General features: G+C 72.9%; 20 protein-coding genes. 7 read left to right on the top strand and 13 right to left on the bottom strand.

Annotation, left to right across the window (positions count from 1 at the left end):
* Positions 1-134: 134 nt before the first annotated feature.
* Positions 135-1028, bottom strand: a complete 894-nt coding sequence (locus tag H7A73_RS11915) for an alpha-E domain-containing protein (RefSeq protein WP_182066147.1) — start codon at positions 1026-1028, stop codon at positions 135-137.
* Positions 1029-1160: 132 nt separating this feature from the next.
* On the opposite strand from H7A73_RS11915, the gene H7A73_RS11910 reads away from it, so the two are divergent.
* Complete coding sequence (locus H7A73_RS11910; RefSeq protein WP_182066146.1) at positions 1161-1679, top strand: MarR family winged helix-turn-helix transcriptional regulator; 519 nt, start codon at positions 1161-1163, stop codon at positions 1677-1679.
* A 10-nt stretch (positions 1680-1689) separates the two neighbouring features.
* A complete protein-coding gene (locus H7A73_RS11905) occupies positions 1690-1893 on the top strand; it encodes a hypothetical protein (protein ID WP_182066145.1) in 204 nt (67 codons plus the stop codon).
* Between the two features lie 78 nt (positions 1894-1971).
* On the opposite strand, the gene H7A73_RS11900 is transcribed toward H7A73_RS11905, so the two are convergent.
* The 6 genes from H7A73_RS11900 to H7A73_RS11875 all read right to left on the bottom strand — a co-directional run bounded on the left by H7A73_RS11900 (position 1972) and on the right by H7A73_RS11875 (position 8224).
* Positions 1972-2808, bottom strand: a complete 837-nt coding sequence (locus tag H7A73_RS11900; protein ID WP_259362867.1) for an NAD(P)-dependent oxidoreductase — start codon at positions 2806-2808, stop codon at positions 1972-1974.
* A gap of 73 nt (positions 2809-2881) precedes the next feature.
* On the bottom strand, positions 2882-3502 hold the full coding sequence (locus H7A73_RS11895) for a M23 family metallopeptidase (RefSeq protein WP_182066144.1): 621 nt from the start codon (positions 3500-3502) through the stop codon (positions 2882-2884).
* A gap of 355 nt (positions 3503-3857) precedes the next feature.
* Positions 3858-4214 (bottom strand): hypothetical protein, encoded by a 357-nt coding sequence (locus H7A73_RS11890; RefSeq protein ID WP_182066143.1) that lies wholly within the window; start codon positions 4212-4214, stop codon positions 3858-3860.
* A gap of 135 nt (positions 4215-4349) precedes the next feature.
* On the bottom strand, positions 4350-5096 hold the full coding sequence (locus tag H7A73_RS11885; protein ID WP_182066142.1) for a lysophospholipid acyltransferase family protein: 747 nt from the start codon (positions 5094-5096) through the stop codon (positions 4350-4352).
* Between the two features lie 87 nt (positions 5097-5183).
* The gene (gene recQ / locus H7A73_RS11880) at positions 5184-7052 is read right to left on the bottom strand and encodes a DNA helicase RecQ (protein ID WP_182066141.1); all 1869 of its coding nucleotides are present in this window, start codon (positions 7050-7052) and stop codon (positions 5184-5186) included.
* 53 nt (positions 7053-7105) lie between these two features.
* Positions 7106-8224: a CPBP family intramembrane glutamic endopeptidase gene (locus H7A73_RS11875; protein WP_182066140.1), complete on the bottom strand. Its 1119-nt coding sequence runs from the start codon at positions 8222-8224 to the stop codon at positions 7106-7108.
* Positions 8225-8260: 36 nt separating this feature from the next.
* Here H7A73_RS11875 and H7A73_RS11870 point away from each other — a divergent pair, with 36 nt between their 5' ends.
* Positions 8261-9184: an EamA family transporter gene (locus H7A73_RS11870; protein ID WP_182066139.1), complete on the top strand. Its 924-nt coding sequence runs from the start codon at positions 8261-8263 to the stop codon at positions 9182-9184.
* A 234-nt stretch (positions 9185-9418) separates the two neighbouring features.
* Here the strand turns inward: H7A73_RS11870 and H7A73_RS11865 are convergent, their stop codons facing one another.
* Positions 9419-9856, bottom strand: a complete 438-nt coding sequence (locus H7A73_RS11865) for a GNAT family acetyltransferase (protein ID WP_182066138.1) — start codon at positions 9854-9856, stop codon at positions 9419-9421.
* A gap of 94 nt (positions 9857-9950) precedes the next feature.
* Here H7A73_RS11865 and H7A73_RS11860 point away from each other — a divergent pair, with 94 nt between their 5' ends.
* Positions 9951-10760: a class E sortase gene (locus H7A73_RS11860; RefSeq protein WP_259362864.1), complete on the top strand. Its 810-nt coding sequence runs from the start codon at positions 9951-9953 to the stop codon at positions 10758-10760.
* Positions 10757-10933 carry a hypothetical protein gene (locus H7A73_RS11855; RefSeq protein WP_156463787.1) on the top strand — a complete coding sequence of 59 codons (177 nt, stop codon included), beginning with the start codon at positions 10757-10759 and terminating at the stop codon, positions 10931-10933. The genes H7A73_RS11860 and H7A73_RS11855 overlap by 4 nt, the downstream gene beginning before the upstream one ends.
* Before the next feature lie 11 nt (positions 10934-10944).
* Here H7A73_RS11855 and H7A73_RS11850 read toward each other — a convergent pair whose 3' ends face one another.
* From H7A73_RS11850 to H7A73_RS11835, 4 genes are all read right to left on the bottom strand, one after another.
* Positions 10945-13947, bottom strand: a complete 3003-nt coding sequence (locus H7A73_RS11850) for an AAA family ATPase (protein ID WP_182066137.1) — start codon at positions 13945-13947, stop codon at positions 10945-10947.
* Positions 13947-15110, bottom strand: coding sequence for an exonuclease SbcCD subunit D (locus H7A73_RS11845; RefSeq protein ID WP_182066136.1), 1164 nt, complete (start codon positions 15108-15110; stop codon positions 13947-13949). Before H7A73_RS11845 ends, H7A73_RS11850 begins: the two co-directional genes overlap by 1 nt.
* A 71-nt stretch (positions 15111-15181) precedes the next feature.
* On the bottom strand, positions 15182-16372 hold the full coding sequence (locus H7A73_RS11840; protein WP_182066135.1) for a S24/S26 family peptidase: 1191 nt from the start codon (positions 16370-16372) through the stop codon (positions 15182-15184).
* Between the two features lie 68 nt (positions 16373-16440).
* The gene (locus H7A73_RS11835) at positions 16441-17040 is read right to left on the bottom strand and encodes a hypothetical protein (RefSeq protein WP_110864334.1); all 600 of its coding nucleotides are present in this window, start codon (positions 17038-17040) and stop codon (positions 16441-16443) included.
* A 208-nt stretch (positions 17041-17248) separates the two neighbouring features.
* On the opposite strand from H7A73_RS11835, the gene H7A73_RS11830 reads away from it, so the two are divergent.
* Together H7A73_RS11830 and H7A73_RS11825 are read left to right on the top strand one after the other, a co-directional pair.
* A complete protein-coding gene (locus H7A73_RS11830; protein WP_182066134.1) occupies positions 17249-17827 on the top strand; it encodes a MarR family winged helix-turn-helix transcriptional regulator in 579 nt (192 codons plus the stop codon).
* 36 nt (positions 17828-17863) lie between these two features.
* Entirely contained in the window at positions 17864-18373 is a 510-nt protein-coding gene (locus H7A73_RS11825) for a mycothiol transferase (protein WP_182066133.1), read from the top strand.
* 143 nt (positions 18374-18516) lie between these two features.
* On the opposite strand, the gene H7A73_RS11820 is transcribed toward H7A73_RS11825, so the two are convergent.
* A partial coding sequence (locus H7A73_RS11820; RefSeq protein WP_182066132.1) for a DEAD/DEAH box helicase occupies positions 18517-20088 on the bottom strand: 1572 nt, incomplete at its 5' end.

Raw genomic sequence — 20088 nt, 5'->3', positions numbered from 1 at the left:
GGAGGCCCGCACCGGCGCCGCCACGATCCTCCCGTCCGACGTCACCCGGACCCACGGCCGCGGTCGCGCCGCGCGGACCGACCCGGTCCCCACACACGCGCCGACCCGGCTCCGGACACGCGCGCCGGGCGGGCTCAGAGCACGGGCGCGGACGACGCGAAGACGCGCTCGTCGAGGGCCGCGGCGACCCGGTCGGCAGCCACCGCCAGCCGGAGCCCGACGTCGCCCGCCACGGCGAGCGCCGACTCTTCCGGGATCCCGTCGAGCAGGGCGCGGACCTCGTCGAACCCGGCGACCTCGTCCGCGACGCAGGCCGGCGCGACGTCGGCCAGGCACTCGGCCGCGCGGTGCACCGTGAAGCGCAACGACCGCGGGCTGTGCGCGTCGAGGAGCAGGAAGGCGGCGGCGTCGGACGGCACCGGTGGGTGGTCCCGGCCACGCAGGAAGGCCTCGCCCGCGCCGCACGCCCGGAGCGCCGCCGTCCACGAGGTGACCGCGTCCGGCTCGAGCAGCCGCGACGCCAGGAGCCGTGCCGTGGAGGCGCAGCGGGTGAGCGAGCGCCCGAGGGTGAAGAACTCCCACACCTCGTCACGGCTGGCGTCCCCCTCGACCACCCCGATGGCGAGGGCACTGCGCTCCCGCACCCAACCGAGGAACTCGTGCGCACGGTCCGGGGCGATCTTCCGGGGCATCCGCGACCGCGTGACGTCGAGGCAGTCCCAGAGCTCGCTCGAGACGACCTCGCGGGCACGGCGTGCGTGGTCGCGGGCAACGGCGACCGCGGCGGCGATGGACGCGGGTTCGTGCCGATCGAGCGCGAGGGCGTCGACGGTGGCCGCGCGGTCCGGGTCGTTCGCGGGGCCGGTGGTCCCGATGACGCTGCGGAGCTCGGTGGACACGAGTCGGTCGTCGTCGAGCGTGCCTGGTTCGCGGCGGGCGACGTAGACGTCGAGCAACCGTGCGACGACGTCGGTGCGCTCCACCGCGCTCCCCACGTGGAAGACGTTCCCCGCGAGGCGACTCAGCACGGCTGCTCCTGCATGTCCAGAACCTAACGAGCCGGCGTTGCCGGGGTGTTACAGAACCGCGTCACGGGTGTTGCAGGTGTCCCGTCTCCGTGCTCGCTAGACAATCTAACTAGAGCGTCTAGCATTGGGGGCATGACGTCCGAGGTGATGACCAGCACCGCGGGGTACTGGTACGAGGACTCCGCGGTCTCCGCCGTGGACGTCCTCAACGCCCTGCGGCGGTACCGAACGGCCGAGAGCGCTGCCCAGCGCCGAGCGCGCGAGGCACTGGGGATCGGCGAGAACGCGCTGCTGGCGCTCCGGTTCCTGATCGACGCCGAGCACGACGGCCGCACCGTCAACGCGAAGGACCTCGCCGAGCGGCTCGAGATCACGGCAGCGTCGACATCGGCGCTCGTCGACCGGCTCGTCCGCAGCGGCCACGTCGAACGGCACGCCGACCCGAACGACCGCCGTGGTGTGATCCTCACCGCCACCGGCACCTCGATGCGGCACGCACTTCGGGTCATCGAGGAGCTCGACGCACGCGCGCTCGAGGTCACCGAGCACCTGCCGAGCAACGAGATGGCGGTCGTCGTGGACTTCCTGGACGAGATGGTCCGCGTCGTGGACGAGCTCGACGCCGGGTCGGACGACGCCGGTCGCGCGTAACCTGGACCGCATGGACCCTCGCGGCGAGCACCACCCCGAGGACGACATGCCGTTCGCCGAACTCGACCCGCGGGCCCGCGCAGACGCCGCACTCCGACGCATCCAGGCCGGGTCCGACCCGGCTCGTGAGGCGTTCGACCTCGCCAACACCATGAACGACGAGGCCGTGGGGCGGATCACGAAGCGCCTCCGGCAGGTGTTCCGCCGGGGCTGATCGCTCGGCAGGCCCGTGCGTGTGCCCGTGCCCGTGCGTGTGCCTGCGCGTGCGTGTGCCTGTGCCTGTGCCTGTGCGTCAGAACGCGGTGCCGACCGCGGCGATGTCGTCACGCCCGTGCCCGGCTGCACTGGCATCGGCGTAGACGCGCCCGAGTGCCTCGAGCAGCGTGGTGGACACCCCCGCCGTCCGGGCGGCATCGGTGATGAGCCCGATGTCCTTCCGCAGGCCGTCGAGTGCGAACTGGGCGGGGAACTCACCGGCGATCATCGCAGCGCCCTTGGCGTGGGCGTAGGCGGAGTCGCTCGCGCTGCCCTCGATGGCCTGCAGGAACAGCGCGGGGTCGAGCCCGAGCGCCGCCGCGAGGGCCAGCGACTGCCCGGTCGCCGCGGTGATCGAGGCGATCCAGGTGTTCGCGGCGAGCTTGAGTGCGGTGCCGTCGCCGACGTGGTCGCCGGCGCGGACGGTCTTCGCGCCGATCGCGTCGAGCACGGGGTCGACGCGGTCGAGCAGGTCCGCCGGGCCGGCCGCGAGCATCGTGAGCTTGCCCTGTTCGGCGGGGGCCTTCGTGCCGAGCATCATCGCCTCGACCAGGGTGATGCCGTACTGCTCGGCCAGTTGCAGGACCGTCGCGGCGCCGTCGACCCCGATCGTCGAGGCCTGCACCCACACGGCGTCGGTCGGGGCGTCGCCGGCGGCCCGCTCGAGGACGTCGACGACCGCGTCGGTGTCGAACAGGGTGAGCAGGACGACCTCGGCGTGCTCGACGGCGCTGGCCGGGTCACTCGCCACCGAGGCGCCGCGGTCACCCAGGGGTGCGGCTTTGTCGGCACTCCGGTTCCAGACCGTCACCTCGTGGCCGTCGCGGAGCAGTGATCCCGCCACGCCGGCGCCCATCGCACCCGTCCCCAACACCGTCACTCGCACGTGCGTCTCCGTCCTGGCGCGACAGCGTGCCGCGACCGCTCCGACGCTACGCCCGACGCCGTCAGAGGAGCCCGCGAGCCTGCAGCCACGCGGCCGGGTCGATCGGGGTGCCGGCCACGATGACCTCGAAGTGCAGGTGGGCGCCGGTCGAGACGCCCGTGTTGCCGACGGCCCCCAGGCGCTCCCCCGCGCGGAGGACCTGCCCGGGGCGGACGTCGATCGCCGACAGGTGCCCGTACCGCGTCGCGGTGCCGTCGGCGTGCTGCAGGAGGACCTGGTTGCCGTAGCCACCGAGCACACCCGCCGAGACGACCCGCCCGGGCAGCGCGGCGACGACCGGGGTCCCGATGTCCGCCGCGAAGTCGACCCCCTGGTGGTTCGAGGAGCAGGCCGCGCAGCCGACGACCCAGCGGGAGCCGAAGGCACCGGCCTCGGGGATCGCACCGGCCGTGGGGCGGACGGCTCCACCGGACGGGGCCGCGCCGCCGGGGAACCGGAGCGCCGCAGCAGCACGACCGACCGAGAAGTCGTCGCGGCCGGCGGTCGGCCCGGTCGAACCGTCGGCGACGAAGTGCTGCACACCAGCGGGTGCCGACGTGGGTTCCGGAGCGGTCGGAGCAGCGAAGGCGGTCTGCGGGGAGCCGACCGCGACGAACAGGCACGTGACCGCGGTCACCGCCACGGCGGGCAGGGTCCGCCGGGCGGGGATCCGGAAGGACGCGGGGCGGCGACGTGCGGGAGCGACAGGCTGTGCGGGAGCGACAGGCTGTGCGGGAGCAGCCGACTCCGTGGGCCGGGCGGGGTGCGTGGGCCGGATGGGCTGTGCAGGCCGGATGCGTCGCATCGGCTGGGTGGATGCCGGGGTGGCGGGAGGGGGCACCGCCACCCCGGCGGCTCGGAGCGGCCCCGGCTGTGCAGCGTGCCGTGCACGGCGCGGCCGGGGCGCGGGCGGTCGGTCGGCGGCGCGGCGCTCGGCGCCGCGTGGGCGTCGGGGCAGGCCATCGTCGAGGGTCGACATCGTGCGGAGACCGGCCCGGTCAGACGCGGACGACGCCGTCACGGGCGATCCGGTCGAGCTCGCCCACGACGGCGTCGACGACCGCGCGGGTGATCGCGTCGGCGACGGTCTCGACCAGGACGAGGTGCTCGGGACGGATCGTGACCTCGGTCACGAGAGCCGACGCCACCCGCACCGGGATCTCGTCGATCGCGGCGACGAGCGCGGCCGGCACCAGCGTGGAGTCACCCGGTCGGACGGGCGCGGACATCGGCGAGGTCGGCACCGGGGTCACGACGGCGATCGCCGGCGACGGGGTGGAGTGCGCGGTGGAGTGCGGGGCGTCGGCCTGATCGCGACGCTGGGCGATGGAGTCGAAGAGCGGGGTGGAGGACATGCTGCGGACGGTCCGATCTGGATGTCGTGGCTGGTCGTTCTCGGGCGACCGGCGATGGCGGCGTGCCGAGCGGCACGTCCGCCATTCAACCACCGATATTTCAGATGTGCAATAGTGACCGGACAGTGGCGGCGATCAGTCGGGGTCGACGGCGGCAGCGGTCGGGTCGTCCGGCTGCAGCGCACGACGGACCCGCTCGACGATCGTCGCGGGTGGGTTGTTGTAGGCGTTCGCCGACTCCTGGCCGCTGAGCTCCTGGATCGCCGCCATCACCGCATCGGTCGCGTGGCGCCGAGCACGGCCGGACGACGCCTCGCCGAAGGACGACAGGTCGATCGGCTGCCCGAACTCGATCGTCACGCGGGCGAGCTTCGGCAGCCGGGAGCCGACCGGCTGCACGTCCTCGGTGCCGGTGAGCGCGACGGGCACCACGGGGGCACCGCTCGTCAACGCCAGCCACGCCACACCCGTGCGGCCCTTGTAGATCCGGCCGTCGAGCGAGCGCGTGCCCTCCGGGTAGATCGCGAACGCCTCGCCCTCCTGCAGGCGTGCCAGCCCGAGGTCGAGGGCCTGCTGGGCCGCCGCACCCGCGCCACGTTCGACCCCGATGGCGCCGATGCCACCGAAGAACGCCCGCGAGACGGCTCCCTTGAGACCCGAGCCCGTGAAGTACTCCTGCTTCGCCAGGAACGACACCTTGCGCGGCGCCATGAGCGTGATCGCGGGCGAGTCGATGAACGAGCGGTGGTTGCTCGCGAGGATCACCGGGCCGCGCTTCGGGACGTTCCGACGACCGATGATCTTCGGGCGCCACAGCAACCGGGCGAGCGGGGTCACCACCGCGCGACTGAGCACGGTGGCGAACTTCGTCGAACCGGACACCGGACCTCCTCGTGGTGACGAGCTACCGAGTGTAATGAGGCGCGCGGCGGGTACATGCCCGGAACGGCATGCAGTGGTGGCAGGGCGTCAGTCGGCCGCGGCGACGACGTCGAGGACCGCCCGCCCGTACCGCTCGAGCTTCGCCGCGCCGACCCCGGAGATCTCGCCGAGCTGGTCGACGTCGGCGGGTCGGACGGCGGAGATGCCCCGGAGCGTCCCGTCGTTGAAGACCACGTACGCGGGGACGCCCTGCTCGCGGGCCTCGGCGGCACGCCAGGCACGAAGGGCCTCGAACAGGCCGACGGCTTCCTGCGGCATGTCGGTGACGACCGTCCGTCGACCGCTGCGTCCGGCCCGCGGTGCCTTGACCGGGTCGCGACGCATCCGCACCTGCACCTTGCCGGTCAGGACCTCGGCGCTCGTGGGACTGAGGACGACCGTGCCGAAGCCGTCGCCCGACACCGCCGCGTAGCCCTGGGCCAGCACCTGTCGTGCGACCGCGCGCCACTCGCCCTCGGACAGGTCGGCACCGATGCCGAAGGTCGCCAGGGTGTCGTGCTGCAGCTCCTGCACGCGGGGCGAACGCTTGCCGATCAGGATGTCGACCAGGTGCGAGACGCCGTACCGCTGGCGGCGCTCGCGCTCGAGCCGCACGACGGTGGACAGGAGCTTCTGCGCGGGGATCGTGCCGTCCCACGACTCCGGCGGCGCGATGCACGTGTCGCAGTTGCCGCACGGGGAGCTCTCCTGCCCGAAGTACGCGAGCAGCCGCACCCGGCGGCACTCGATCGTCTCGCACAGGCTGAGCATCGCGTCGAGGTGGGCGCTGAGCTGCCGACGGTGCGCGGCGTCGCCCTCGGACTGGTCGATCATCCGCCGCTGCTGCACGACGTCGTTCAGGCCGTACGCGAGCCACGCGGTGGCCGGCAGCCCGTCACGACCCGCACGGCCCGTCTCCTGGTAGTACCCCTCGACCGACTTCGGCAGGTCGAGGTGCGCCACGAACCGGACGTCGGGCTTGTCGATGCCCATGCCGAACGCGATGGTGGCCACCATGACGACGCCGTCCTCGCGCAGGAACGTCGACTGGTTGCGCGCACGCACCCGGGCGTCGAGGCCCGCGTGGTACGGCAGGGCGTTGATCCCCTGCTCGGCCAGGGCGGTCGCGGTGCGCTCGACGGAGTTGCGGGACAGGCAGTACACGATGCCGGCGTCGCCGCTGTGCTCCGTGCGGATGAAGGTGAGCAGCTGCTGCAGCGCGCCGGTCTTCGGCTCGATGCGGTACTGGATGTTCGGCCGGTCGAAGTCGGCGACGAAGTGCGCGGCGTCGTCGAGGCCGAGCCGTGCGGAGATCTCGCGGTGGGTCTGCGGCGTCGCGGTGGCGGTCAGGGCGATGCGCGGCACCGTCGGCCACCGCTCGTGCAGGACGCTCAGCTCGAGGTAGTCCGGGCGGAAGTCGTGGCCCCACTGGGCGACGCAGTGTGCCTCGTCGATGGCGAACAGCGAGACGCGCGCACGGTCGAGGAGCGCACGGGTGGACTCGAGTCGGAGCCGCTCGGGCGCGAGGTAGAGCATGTCGACCTCGCCCTGCACGACCGCCCGTTCGACTCGAGACCGCTCGTCGGGGCCCTGCGTGGAGTTGAGGAACGCGGCGCGCACGCCGTTCGCCGCGAGGGCGTCGACCTGGTCCTGCATCAGGGCGATGAGCGGCGACACCACGACCCCGACGCCGTCGCGGACGAGCGAGGGCACCTGGTAGCAGAGGGACTTGCCACCGCCGGTCGGCATGAGCACGAGGGCGTCACCACCGCCGACCACCTGGTCGATGATGGCCGCCTGCTCACCGCGGAAGTCGTCGTAGCCCCACACGCGGTGCAGCACGTCGAGCGCAGCGGCACGCGGTGCGGACACGGCATCGGGAGCAGGCACGGCAGCGGGCGCGGGCGTGGTGCTCATGCCACGAGCCTACGGGCGACCGGCGACACCCACCGCACTGTCCACAGTCGGGGTCAGCGCGCCTCGCCGTGCTCGGCGCCGTCCGTGCCGGAGTCGGCACGGCGGTCGGAACCGGCCACGTCGTCGGCGCGGGCCGGCGTGGTCGCCCAGCCCGTGCCTCCAGGCCGCGTCCATCGCACCCCGCCCGCCCAGGCCGGGGTCACACCGCGGAACCTGGGTGCCTCGTGCCCGGCGAACCGGCGGTCCAGGCCCCGCCACCACGCCAGGAACTCGACCATGCCCCAGAACGCGAGCGACGTGCCCAGCGTGACGAGCCAGCCCTGCCACGTGCCGTTCGCGTCGGACGAGGTCAGGTCGATCCGCGACCAGCCGGGTGCCTGCAGCACGAAGATCATGATGTTGTTGAACGCGTGCTGCAGGACCGTGGCCTCGAGCCCACCGGTCCGGAGGACGATGATCGCCGCGATCAGGCCGAACGAGCCGACGTCGAGGATGCCCCAGACGTTGTAGCCGTTCGGGATGTGCAGCACCGCGAACACGACCGTCGAGATCGCCACGGCGATGATCGTGCCGGCGCGACGCGGGATCCACGACGCGATCGTCTGCATCAGGAAGCCACGGAAGATGTACTCCTCGGCCGCGCCCTGGAACGGGACGAGCAGGACGACGAGGACGATCGTCAGGGTGAGGGTGCCGAGGGAGACCGTCGACTGGCCGATCGCGTCGTGGTTCCACGCCAAGCCCCCGTCGAAGGTGAGCATGCCGCTCCCCTGCCACCAGAACATGAACGCGGCGATGACGAGCGTCGGCAGCAGGCACCACGCCGTCCAGGCCCACCGGACCCGGAACCGCGTCGACGACAGGATGCCGGCCGGTCCGATCCGCGCGATCTTCACGGCGAGCAGGATCCCCGGCAGCAGGACCACGAGCGACACCAGCGACATCGAGAGCACGACCGGGTCGGTGGGGTCGAGCGCACCGCTCGCCAGGTCGTTCTGCAACTGGATCAGGCCGTCGGCGCCCTGTGCGCGGAGGATCGGAACGAAGTACGCGACCGCGATGACGATCTGCGACACGAGGTACCACCCCGCCAGGAACGCGAGGGCGACGAGCGGCCGCCACCACCTCCAGCGCGCGTCGATCCGGGGCAGGCGCTGGTAGGGAACACTCACGCACCGCAGGGTACCGGGCCGGGCAGGATGGGAGCCGTGCTCACCGTCCTGTTCGGCCTGTCCGGCGCGATCGTCTACGGGTTCGCCGACTTCCTGGGCGGACTCGCCTCGCGCCGCGTCCGACCGGTCGTCGTCACGGCGGTGGCCGCCGCGATCGGGATCCTGCCGCTGCTCGTCGGGCTGGTGGTCCTGGGTGGCGTGTTCTCGTGGCCGGCCGCGGTCTGGGGTGCGGTCGCCGGGCTCTCCGGCGGTGTCGGGGTGCTGCTGCTCTACGCGGCACTCGCGATCGGACCGATGAGCGTGCTCTCCCCCGTCACCGCCGTGTTCGCGGCCGTCGTGCCGGTGCTCGTCGCGGTGCTCCGCGGCACGGTGCTGTCGCCCGTGGCCACCGGCGCGCTCGGGGTCGCCGTCGTCGCGGTGGTCCTGGTCGCGGTGGTCCGGGACGCCTCGGGCACACGGCTCACCGCGCGGGGCGTCGTCGCCGCCGCCGTCGCCGGGTGTGGCTTCGGCGGGATCGTGCTGGCCTACGACATGACGCCGTCCGACTCGGGCATCGCACCCCTCGTGGTCGCGCGGGTGCTGCAGGCGGTGCTGCTGGGTGCGGCGGCGATCGTCGTCGTGCTCCGGACGGGAGGCCCGGTGTCCGCCCCGACGTCGGCCCGCCCCGACGGGGCTGCCGCCGTCCACGAGCCTCGGTCGCGTCGCGCATGGGGTCCGCGGCTGCTGGTCACGGTGGCCGTGTGCGGCGTCTTCGACGCGATGGCGAACGTGTTCATCCAGGCGGGACTGCACAGCAGCGACGACCCGGCGACCCTGCCCGTCGTGAGTGTGCTCAACGCGCTCTACCCGATCGGCACGGTGATGCTGGCCGGGGTGGTGCTGCGGGAACGGTTGACCGCGCAGCAGTGGATCGGCATCGTGCTGGCGTTCGTCGCGTCGGTGGCGCTGGCGCTGGCGTAGGGCCCGTTCGGGGCTGGCACGGTGCCGGGTCGGGTCGGGTCGGGGCCGGTCGGGGCTGGTCGGGGCTGGTCGGGGCTGGGCGGGGCGGGGCGGGGTTGGGCCGGTCGGGGGCGGCCACCCCGTGCGAGGTCGACCGCCCGGTGCAGACCTGCAGCACCGCACGAGGCCGCCGACACCGCACCCGATGAGCGAACCCGCACCGTGCAGCCTGGGCTCCGGAGCACGAGGAGGCCCTCAGGCGTCGGGGATGAGGCGCTTGCCGAGCGAGACCGTGCGGTCGTCGGTGTAGCCGAGGGCCGCGTAGAACCCGAGCACCTGCTCGTTGCCCGTCCGCACCTGGAGGTTGAGCTTCGGGCAGCCGAGGTCGGTGAGCAGCCGCTCGAACTCGGCCATCAGGGTGCGACCGAGGCCGGAGCCCTGCAGGTCCGGGCGCACGGCGAGGTAGTTCACCCAGCCGCGGTGCCCGTCGAAGCCTGCCATGCCCGCGGCGACCACTTCGGCGGTGTCGGAACCGTCCGGCTCCGCGACCAGGAAGAGCTCGGACTGGACCGTCAGCTTGCGGGCGATGTCACGCCGGGGGTCGTTCCAGGGTCGGACGAGGTCGCACGATTCCCACAGGGCGACGACCGCGTCGGTGTCCTCGGTGCGGAACGGGCGGATCCGGTACTCCATGCCCCCACGTTAACGGGGGTGGGGAGAACGTCGTCACCGGCCTGTCGCCGTGATCTGATAGACCTGTCCGACCACCAAGCCGATCAGGAGCCCCGTGACCGCACACGACACCCTCCCGTCGCGCCGCAGCGCACGGGACGACGAAGCCGGTTCGCGGTCCCGGCGTTCCCCGCGCAGACGGCAGACGGTCGGCGGCGCGATCGTGTCGCTCATCGCCGAGTTGCTCATCATCGCGGGTGCCGGCACCGGCCTGTACGTCGTGTGGACGGCGTGGTGGACCGACGTCGTCGCCGTGAACGAGCAGACGAAGCTCGTGCAGGGCCTCGACCAGGTCAAGACGCCGAAGGTCGAGGGCACCGAGCACCGTGGCACCGCACCCGTGCTGGACGAACCGCCGGGGTTGTCGGACGTGTTCGGCACGATGCAGATCCCCCGGTTCGGTAAGGACTACAACCGGCCGATCGGCGAGGGCACGGATCGTGAGCAGGTCCTCAACACCATCGGGCTCGGCCACTACCAGGACACCGCGATGCCCGGAGCACCCGGCAACTTCGCCGTGGCCGGACACCGCGTCACCTACGGCAAGCCGCTCAACCAGATCGCGGAGCTGCAGAAGGGCGACTCGGTCGTGGTCCGGGTCACCGACGTCAAGACGAAGTTCGACGTCTGGTACGTCTACAAGGTCACCGACAGCCAGATCGTCACGCCCGACAAGATCGAGACGATCGCGCCGGTGCCGAACGAGCCGGGCGTGGAACCGACCCCCCAGGACCGCTGGCTCACGCTGACCGCCTGTCACCCGATGTGGTCCGCGGCGGAGCGGTTCGTGACGCACGCGAAGCTCGACTACTGGATGCCCGCGTCCGAGGGCACCCCGAAGGAACTCTCGGAGACCGCCAAGTGATCTTCCCCCTGGTCTGGCGGCTGCTGCCCGGCCCCACCGCCCTGAAGGTGCTCGAGCTGCTCGTGCTCCTCGTCGCCATCGTGTTCGTGCTGTTCCAGTGGGTGTTCCCGTGGATCGCGGCGGACATCCTGCCGCCGCCCGACGGCACGGTGGAGTCGACACCGACCCCGTAGCGTCCCGCCGGTCAGACCGTGGTCGTCACCTGCGACCCGCCGGCCGGGTTGCGTCGCACGGCGATCCGCTCCGGGATCCGCTGCTTGAGTTCCTCGACGTGGCTGACGATCCCGACCTGTCGCCCGCCCGCGGTCAGTCGCGACAACTGCCCGATGACGTCGTCGAGGGTCTCGGGGTCGAGCGTGCCGAACCCCTCGTCGACGAACAGGGTGCCGAGCGAGACCCCGCCGGCCTCGGCCTGCACGACGTCGGCCAGGCCGAGCGCCAGGCACAGCGACACGGTGAACGTCTCGCCGCCCGACAGGCTGCGGGGATCACGGATGGTGTCGGTCGTGTGGTCGTGCACGGCGAGGGCGAGCCCCGTCCGTCGCGACCGTGACCCGGATTCCCGTTCGTCGGAGGTCTCGAGGGTGAACCGCCCGGCGAGCATGCCGCGCAACCGGTCGTTCGCCGCCGCCACGACGTCCTCGAAGCGCCGCATGAGCACGTAGGTGCCGAGCGTGATGCCGGTCGGGTTCACCGATGCCACACCGTTCGCGACGTCGGCGAGCCGGACGACGGCGCGGCTGCGGGCCGAGGTCTCCTGCCGCGCGCGAACGGCGCGGTCGACCTCGGTCGCACACTGCTCGACGGCCTCGGCGCGGTGCGCTGCGGTGACCGCGAGCCGGGTGGCCTCGTCGAGCTCGGCCGTGGCGCGGACCCGTTCAGCCTGGGCCGCCTGCAGGTCGAGCTGCTCCGGATCGTCGTCGGCGGCCTGCACCACCGCGGGGTCGTCGAGCCCTGCCCGGACGACGGCGCGTTCGGCCTCGGCTGCGCTGATGCTGCTGCGGAAGCGTGCGACGGTGTCGGGCTCGAGCAGGCCGGCTCGTGCGGCGTCGACGTCGGGGAACGCCTGCTCGTCGAGGACCCGGGCGACCTCGGCGCTGCGCTCGTCGCGTGCGCGGGCCGCGACTGCCGCGCGGTCGTCGGCCTCGGCGACGGCGCGGAGCACCGTCAGCCGTCCGTCGAGCTCGTCGACCACGGCCCGGAGCGAGACCGGCGCGCTGTCGCTGTCGCTGGTGTCGTCGCCGTCGAGCAGCGCGCCGAGCCGGTCGATCGCCTCGTGCACAGATCGCAGGTCGGCCTCGAGCCGCTCGGCATCTGCGGCCGCAGTCGTCACGAGCACCGTCCGCCGGGCGTCGAGGTCGTTCCGCTCACGCTCGAGCGCCCTGGTCGCGGTGTCGTGCGCCGTTCGCTCACGCTCGTGGTCCAGCACGAGCGCCGCGGCGTCGTGCGCCGCTCGGACCCGCTCGTCGGCGGCGACCGACATGGCGTCGAGGGCGACCGCGTCGACCGCGCCGACGACGGCGACCAGTCGGAGGTACTCGGCGCGCTCGACGGCCAGGTCGGCCGCGGCGTCCGCGAGCTGCTGGTCGGCCAGACGCGTGGCGTCGCCCGCGGACTCCACCGCCTGGATCGTCGGGTGGTCGTCCTGCGGCGCGGCCACGGAGGGGTGCACGGTCGACCCGCAGACCGGGCACGGGTCACCGGGGGTCAGCGCGGCTCCGAGCTCTCCGGCGAGCCCGGCGATCCGCCGCTCGCGCAGGGAACGTTCGGCGTCGAGCGCCTCGGTGGCACGACGGCGGGCATCGGCCACGATGCGTTCGGCATCGGCGACGCGATGCTCGGCGCCGTCGCGCGCGGCCAGGTCGGCGCGGAGCGACTGCACCCGGGCGACCTCGTGCGCGGCGGCGTCGGCGTCGGCAGCGGTCGTCGAGGCGGTGCGGGCGGCCTCGACGATCCGGGCTCGTTCCGTCGGCCGGGCTTCGAGCGCGGTGTCGAGGGCGGCGAGGTCGTCGGTGAGCCGCGATGCGGTCGCAGTGGTCTCGGCGATGGCGGTGCGTCGTGCGTCCGCTTCGGCCTCGACCGCGACGACGTGCCGGACGTCGGACAGGGCGTCGGTCAACGTGTCGCGGCGCCGGACGACCTGCCCTGCATCGGCGGCGAGGAGCGCGTGCTGGTCACGCAGCCGGGCCGCTGCCGCGGCGGTGTCGTCGGCCCGCACGGTTGCGGCGTCGAGGCCGTCGGCAACCGCCGCGACCCGGGCGGCGCGCTCGGCCGTCGCGACCGCTGCCCGCGCCTGCTCGATCTGCGGGGCGTCGTCGTCGAGCAGCGCCTGCCGCCGCAGCAGTGCCGCTCGCCGGTCGAGGGCGGCCGCACGAGCCGTCACCGATCGTTCGTGTTCGGTCGCCGCCGTCGCAGCGGCAGCCGCAGCCGCCCGGGCTGCCCCGGCGGCGTCGGCCGTCGCGCGGAGGGACGCCACCGTGCCGGGGACCACGGATTCGTCAGCGTCGGCGAGGCCGGCCGCCTGCGCGAATCGGGCCAGGGCGTCGCGGACGCGGTCGTCGGCCCCCTCGACCTCGGCCTGCACGGCTCGGCGGCGAGCGGCGAGCTCGTCGGCGGTGCGGTCGTAGACCTGGGTGCCGAACAGCGACTGCAGGAGCTTCCGGCGGTCTTCCCCCGGGGAGCGGAGGAACCGTGCGAACTCGCCCTGCGGCAGCACCACGGTCTGCAGGAACTGCGCGCGGTCGAGCCCGACGATCCGGGCGATCTCGACCCCGACCTCGGGGATGCGGGACGACATGGGTTCGCCGGCGACGTCGGTGGGCGCCGCGAGTCGGAACAGCTCCACGGACGCCTGCTGCTTCACCGTGCCGGTCCCCCGCTGCTTCGGTCGGTCGTACTGCGGGGTGCGCCGGACCCGGAACACGCCCGCACCGGTCTCGAACACGAGCTCGACGAACGGCTCGACCACGGGGTCGGCGTGCTGGCTGTGCAGCCGGTCGGAGCTGGCGTCGGACCCGGCGAGTCCGCCGTACAGGGCGAACACGACGGCGTCGATGATCGTCGACTTGCCGGAACCGGTCGGCCCTTCGAGCAGGAAGACCCCGGACGCGGCCAGCGCCGCGAAGTCGATGGTCACGAGGTCGGGGTACGGCCCGATGGCGCGCAGTTCGAGTCGGTGCAGGTACATCAGCGGTCCCCCTCACGCTGCAGGGCGAGCGCCGCGGCCTCGTACGCCTCGGTGAGCACCGCCCGTTCGTCGTCGTCGGGCAGCCCGCCGGTGGCGAAGGCCACGAAGTCACCGGCGACCTCGACCGGGTCGGACGTCGCGGTGACGGCCCGCGCGGCGGTGGCGGTCGGCCGGTCCGCCGGTTCGTGTGTGATCGCCAGGGCGTGCGGGAAGTGGTCCTTCACGCGGGCGTACATGCGTTCCGGGTGCACGGTGTCGGTCACCGCGACGCGGACCCAGGCATCGGTATCGGCCCGGAAGTCCCCGGACTCGATGGCGTCGATGCTGCCCCGGACGTCCACGAGCCGCCGCGGCACCGGGGTCGGCACGAGCTCGACGGTGACGGCACCGGCCGCGTCGAGTTCGGCGATGGTCACGGACTTCCGCTGGTGCCGCTCGCCGAACGAGAACGCCAGCGGTGACCCGGCGTACCGGACCCGGTCGTCGTCGCCGACGCGTTGCGGGCCGTGCAGGTGTCCGAGGGCGACGTAGTCGAACCCGTCGAACACCGACTCGGCGACGCGGTCGACCCCGCCGACGCGGATGTCCTGCTCGCTGTCGCTCGGGTCGGCGCCCCCGACGAAGGCGTGCGCGACGACGACGCTCCGGGTGCCGGCCCGCGTCTCGAGGTCGGCGCGGACCCGTTCGGTGGCGGCGTGCACGACGGCGTGGTGCGAGCGGGCGAGGGGTTCGTCGGGGACCGCCGCCAGGGCGTACCGCGTGAGGTCGGGGTGCAGGTACGGGATGCCGTACACGGCCACCGGGCCGTCGTCGTCGGTCACGAGCACCGGATCGGCCACGTGTGCGGGCTCGGCGAGGATGCGCACGCGCTGCCCCATCACGCCGGCCCCGAAGCCGAGCCGCGCGGCGGAGTCGTGGTTGCCCGGCGTGAGCACCACCGTCGTGGTCTCGGCGAGGCGCTCCAGCACGCGGGAGAGCATGCGGACGGCGTCCACCGGCGGGATCGCACGGTCGTAGACGTCGCCGGCGATGACGACGAGGTCGACCGCGCGCTCGCGGGCGAGGTCGACGAGCCAGTCGGTGAACGCGGCCTGGTGCTCGAGCAGGTCGGCACCCAGCAGTGTGCGGCCGAGGTGCCAGTCGCCGGTGTGCAGGATGCGCATGCGGCCACGGTAACGCCGTCCGGGGACATCCCCGGACACCTCGCGGTGCCCTGTGGACAACCGATCGGGCGTCAGTTCGCGCAGCTCAGGTTCGTGCCGACGAGCGCGGTCTGGATGCGCGTCGTCGCCGTGCTGTCGACGTACCAAGAACCTGCCCAGTTGGTGCGGATCTTCACGGTGACGACCGCACCGAGGGTGAGGATGCCGCTGCCCGTGACCCGGATCGGCGCCGTGCTGCCCGCCGGTCCGGTCGCCGCGATCGTGTTCGCGTTCGTGTTGAGCACCGAGAAGGACGCCGCTGCCGGCCCGTTGTACGCGAAGCCGATGTTCACCGAGCCGTCACCGTTCGGCGTGCAGGTCAGCGCCGTGGCGGGGGTCGCCGTGCCCGCCGTGAAGGCCGCGGTCGGTGCGACGGTGGTCCGTGACCAAGGAGCCGCGTCCGCCGCTCCTGGCAGCAGGACACTGGCTGCCGCAGCGAGCACGAGCACCGCGGCGCCGCCGCCGACGCGGCGCAGTCGGCGCACGCGACGCGCTCGTCGCCGCAGCGCGCGACGGGTGAGGACGCTGGACGCAGCGGTCGGGAGGCCCGTGGCGGCGCCGTCCCGCGCCTCCAGGCCGTCGTCGGTACCGGCTGCAGGACCGGCCGCGTGGTCCGGGCCAGCCGCGGCGTCCGGACCGCCGGCTGCACCGTCGGTGTCGTCGTCGGCTTCGACGAGTCGCCGGAGCGACCCGTCGATCGTGCAGAGCGCGAGCACCGCGGTCAGGCCGAGCGCGAGCATCGCAACCAGGCCCCACTCCCCTGCACTGATCCACCGGATCGGGGTGCCGATGAAGGGGATGCGCAGGAAGGCGACGCCGTGCACCGCGGAGCGCTCGATCGGTGTCGAGTCCTGCTGCGGGTTGGCGTCGCCCTTCGTGACCATGGTGCCGCCGGGGCCGTCCTCGACGTAGCGGTGCATGCGCAGGTGGTCCGCCTGGTCCGGGTCGTCGGCGAGCAGGACCTTGCCCGTCGCGATCTCGCCGGAGCCGACCGGACGCGAGACGACCACGTCACCGGGGACGATCCGCGGCTGCATCGAACCGGTCATCACGGTGGTCGGCTGCCAGCCGATGAGGGCCGGCGCGGCCGCCCAGAGCGCGAGGCCGAGCAGCGTCGCGACCACGCCCCGGGCGACGGTGGCGATGACGACGCGCCCCCAGTCGACGGCGTCACGGACCGCTGCGTGCGGTGCGGGACCACCGTGCACTGCGATGCTGCTCATGACTGCCTTCGACCGGGGGCGCGTTGCGGGGCGGGAACGAACGGGGCTGGTTCGGCCCCGGGCCCGGCTCAGCTGTTCTGGGCCTCCCAGGTGAAGCCGAGGGCTGCGGTGCCGCCCTGCACCGTGTTCGGCGCGGTGCTCGAGACCGTGTAGGTGACGCGGTAGACGCGCGTCTCGGACGCGGTGCCCGTCGGGGCCCAGGTGCCGACGCCGGTCGCGTAGTTGGTCGACGCGGCGCCGAAGCCCGCGACGGTGCCGCTGTAGAGCGAGCCGCCGGTGGCGGCCGGGGTGAAGCCGGAGCAGGAGCCGAAGCCGCCGCCGGTGCCCTGCTCGACGGTCAGGTTGACGTTCGCCGCCAGGTCCTTCGTGGTCGAGACGTTCGTGCCGTAGAGCTTCACGGCCGAGGGCAGCGAACCGGTCGACGTCACCGCGATGCAGTTCGCACCGGTCGAGCCGGGCTTCAGGTTGTTCGCCGTGAACAGCGCGGTGTTGTTGTCGTCGTCGGACAGGGCGACACTGCCGGCCGTCCAGTTGTTCGTCGGGTTGACCGTGGTCGAGGAGAAGGCCGCGTACGAGGCCGTCGACACGACGACCCCCGAGGCGACGAGGGCGGCGGGGATGGCGATCCAGGCGGCGAGGCGGGCAGCACGAGGCGTGACACGAGACATGGTTGGACTCCGTGAGGAAGAGATCTGATCGGTGGTTCGGACGGGCCCGCGGTGGTTGGTCGCGCTACGTGCCGAGGTGGTACGACGATCAAGCTACTTTGCGGTCGAGTTGCTCACAAGGGCGAGGACACCCCCCGTGCTGGGGGTATCTTAATGATTGAGATACTTGTTGACTGAGATTCCCACCCCGAACCTGAGACGAGCCCCCATGACGGACACCGACCCGGCCGTCCTCCCCCCGCACACACCCGCCGCCCCCGCGGCACGCGTCGACCCCGTGACCCCGCCGGCGCCGGTGTCGCCCGACGTGACGGCGCTCGACCCGATCGGCGCCGGGGCGGACCCGGACGTCGACCTCCCGCGACTGCTCACCGCCTTCCGGGTGCTCCAGGTGCAGCACGCGCGCGTCCTGCACCACGAGAGCACGATCCGCGGGCTGCACGACACGGACACCCGCTTCGTGTTCTTCCTCAGCGCCGCCGGCGGCCACGGCGTGACCCCGAAGCAGGCCGGCGAGTACCTCGAACTCACCACCGGTGCGATGACGTCGCTGATCGACCGACTCGAGAAGCACGGACACCTGGAGCGTCGCCCGAACCCCGAGGACCGCCGGAGCGTGCTGCTGCACCTCACACCGTCGGGCACGGCGGTCGCCCGCGAGGTCGGCGCCGTCTACTCCGACGCGTTCCGGCAGGTCGTCGCACCGTCGGACCGTGCCGCGGTCGCGGCCGCGTTCGAGGGGCTCGGCGCCGCCCTGGAGCGCCACCACCGCAGCACCGCCGTGTGACAGCGGGTGTCACGGCCCCCGCGTAGCGTGAGCGCCATGACCCCCTCTGAACTCCTCATCGAAGCGTTCTCCCGCGTCCCCGAGACGGTCGAGCGGGCCGTCGACGGGCTCTCCGAAGACCAGCTCGCGGCACGCCCGGCCGCCGGGGCGAACACCCTGGCGTGGCTCGCATGGCACATCGCCCGCGGCCAGGACGTGCAGATCGCCGACCTCGCCGGCTCCGAGCAGGTCTGGACGGCGGACGGCTGGTACGACCGGTTCGGCCTGCCGTTCCCTGCCGAGGCGCTCGGCTACGGCATGTCCCGCGACGACGTCGGGCGGGTGCGGGCGTCCGCCGAGCTGCTCACCGGGTACCTGCGCGCCGTGCACGAGCGCACGGTCGCGTACCTCGGCACGCTCGGCCCGGACGACCTCGACCCCGTCGTCGACGACGCGTGGGACCCGCCCGTGACGGCCGGCGCGCGACTCGTGAGCATCCTGGACGACTGCACGCAGCACGCGGGGCAGGCCGGCTTCGTACGCGGGCTGCTGTTCTTCAACCGCTGAAGGCGCGCTGCCGCGCGGCCGCTTCGTGAGCAGGAATGGTCGGGTCCGACTTCGCGACCCGACCATTCCTGCGCACCATGTGACGGACGGGAGGCCCGGTACCAGCTGGTGGGGCCCACCTCCCGTCCGTCGTGTGGTCGCGACTACCGCGCGGCGAGCTCCGACACGATGCCGTCACCGGGTGCGGCCTGCACCAGGTCCGCCTCGATCTCCGCGCGCTCGAGGATGCCCTCGATCTTGCGGATGCGGCCACGCGGGACGATCGTCACGACCGTGCCCTCCTTGCCGGCACGGCCCGTGCGGCCGGAGCGGTGCATGTACGCCTTGTAGTCGTCCGGGGCATCCGCCTGCACGACGAGCGAGACGTCGTCGACGTGGATGCCGCGGGCGGCGACGTCGGTGGCGACGAGCACGTTCACCCGGCCGCTGGTGAGCAGCTGCAGGTTGCGGGTTCGGCGCGACTGGTTCAGGTCGCCGTGGAGCGAGGTCGCGCGGATGCCGGCGTCCTCGAACTGGTCGGCCAGACGCTCGGCGTAGGCACGGGTCCGGGCGAAGACGATGGTCTTGCCGTCGCCGGCGACCAGCTCCTCGAGGAGACGGTCCTTCTCGCGCTGCTCGACCACGAGGACACGGTGGTCGATGGTCGAGGACGCCTGGTCCTCACCCGCGACCTCGTGCACGCTCGGCTCGTGCAGGAACTGCTCGACGAGCGCCGCGACCTGGGTGTCGAGCGTCGCGCTGAACAGCAGCTTCTGCGCGCGGTTGCCCTGCGGGGTGACCTCGGCCGTGGCGGAGAGGATCTCCTGCACCGGCTCGAGGAACCCGAGGTCGCACATGTGGTCGGCCTCGTCGAGCACGGAGATGATGACCTCGCTGAGGTCGAGCTTCCCCTTGTTCATGAGGTCCTGCACGCGACCGGGGGTGCCGACGATGATGTCGACACCGCGCTCGAGCGCGCCCTCCTGACGGCCGTAGGGCACGCCGCCGTAGATCTGCGTCGTGAACAGGCCGACGGAACGGGCGATGGGCTGCACCGTGCGGTCGATCTGCAGGGCGAGCTCACGGGTCGGCGCGAGGATGAGCGCACGCGGGGCGCGGCCCATCTTGCGCTTGGTGCCACCGCCGTGCTCCATGAGCTTCTCGACCAGCGGCGCACCGAAGGCGATGGTCTTGCCGGAGCCGGTGCGGCCACGGCCGAGGACGTCCTTGCCGGCGAGCACGTCGGGGATCGTCGCCGCCTGGATCGGGAACGGGCTCGACGCGCCGAGCTCCTGCAGGGCGCGGGAGATGTTGCCGCCGATGCCGAGGTCGCCGAAGGTCACGCCCTCGACGTCGGCCGCGATCGTGGCCTCGGCCTGGAGCTTCTCGAGCTTGACGTCGTCGGCCGGCACGAACCCGCCGCGCTCGGGCTCGTCGAACGAGCGGCGCGGGGCACGGTCGGTGCGGTCGTCGCGGTCGAACTTGCGCGGGGCGCGGCCGTCACGGTCGAACTTGCGCGGAGCATCGCGGTCGAACGAGCGACGCGGACGGTCGTCGCTGTCACGACGCGGTGCACGGTCATCGCGGTCGAACGAACGACGCGGACGGACGTCGTTGTCACGACGGGGAGCACGGTCGTCACGGTTGAAGCTGCGCGGTGCACGGTCGTCGCGGTCGAACGAGCGACGCGGACGGTCCTCGTTGTCACGACGGGGAGCACGGTCGTCACGGTTGAA

This window comes from Curtobacterium sp. ME12 (genome assembly GCF_903970855.1).
GTDB classification, from domain to species: domain Bacteria; phylum Actinomycetota; class Actinomycetes; order Actinomycetales; family Microbacteriaceae; genus Curtobacterium; species Curtobacterium poinsettiae_A.
This window is presented reverse-complemented; position numbering and strand designations above follow the sequence as displayed.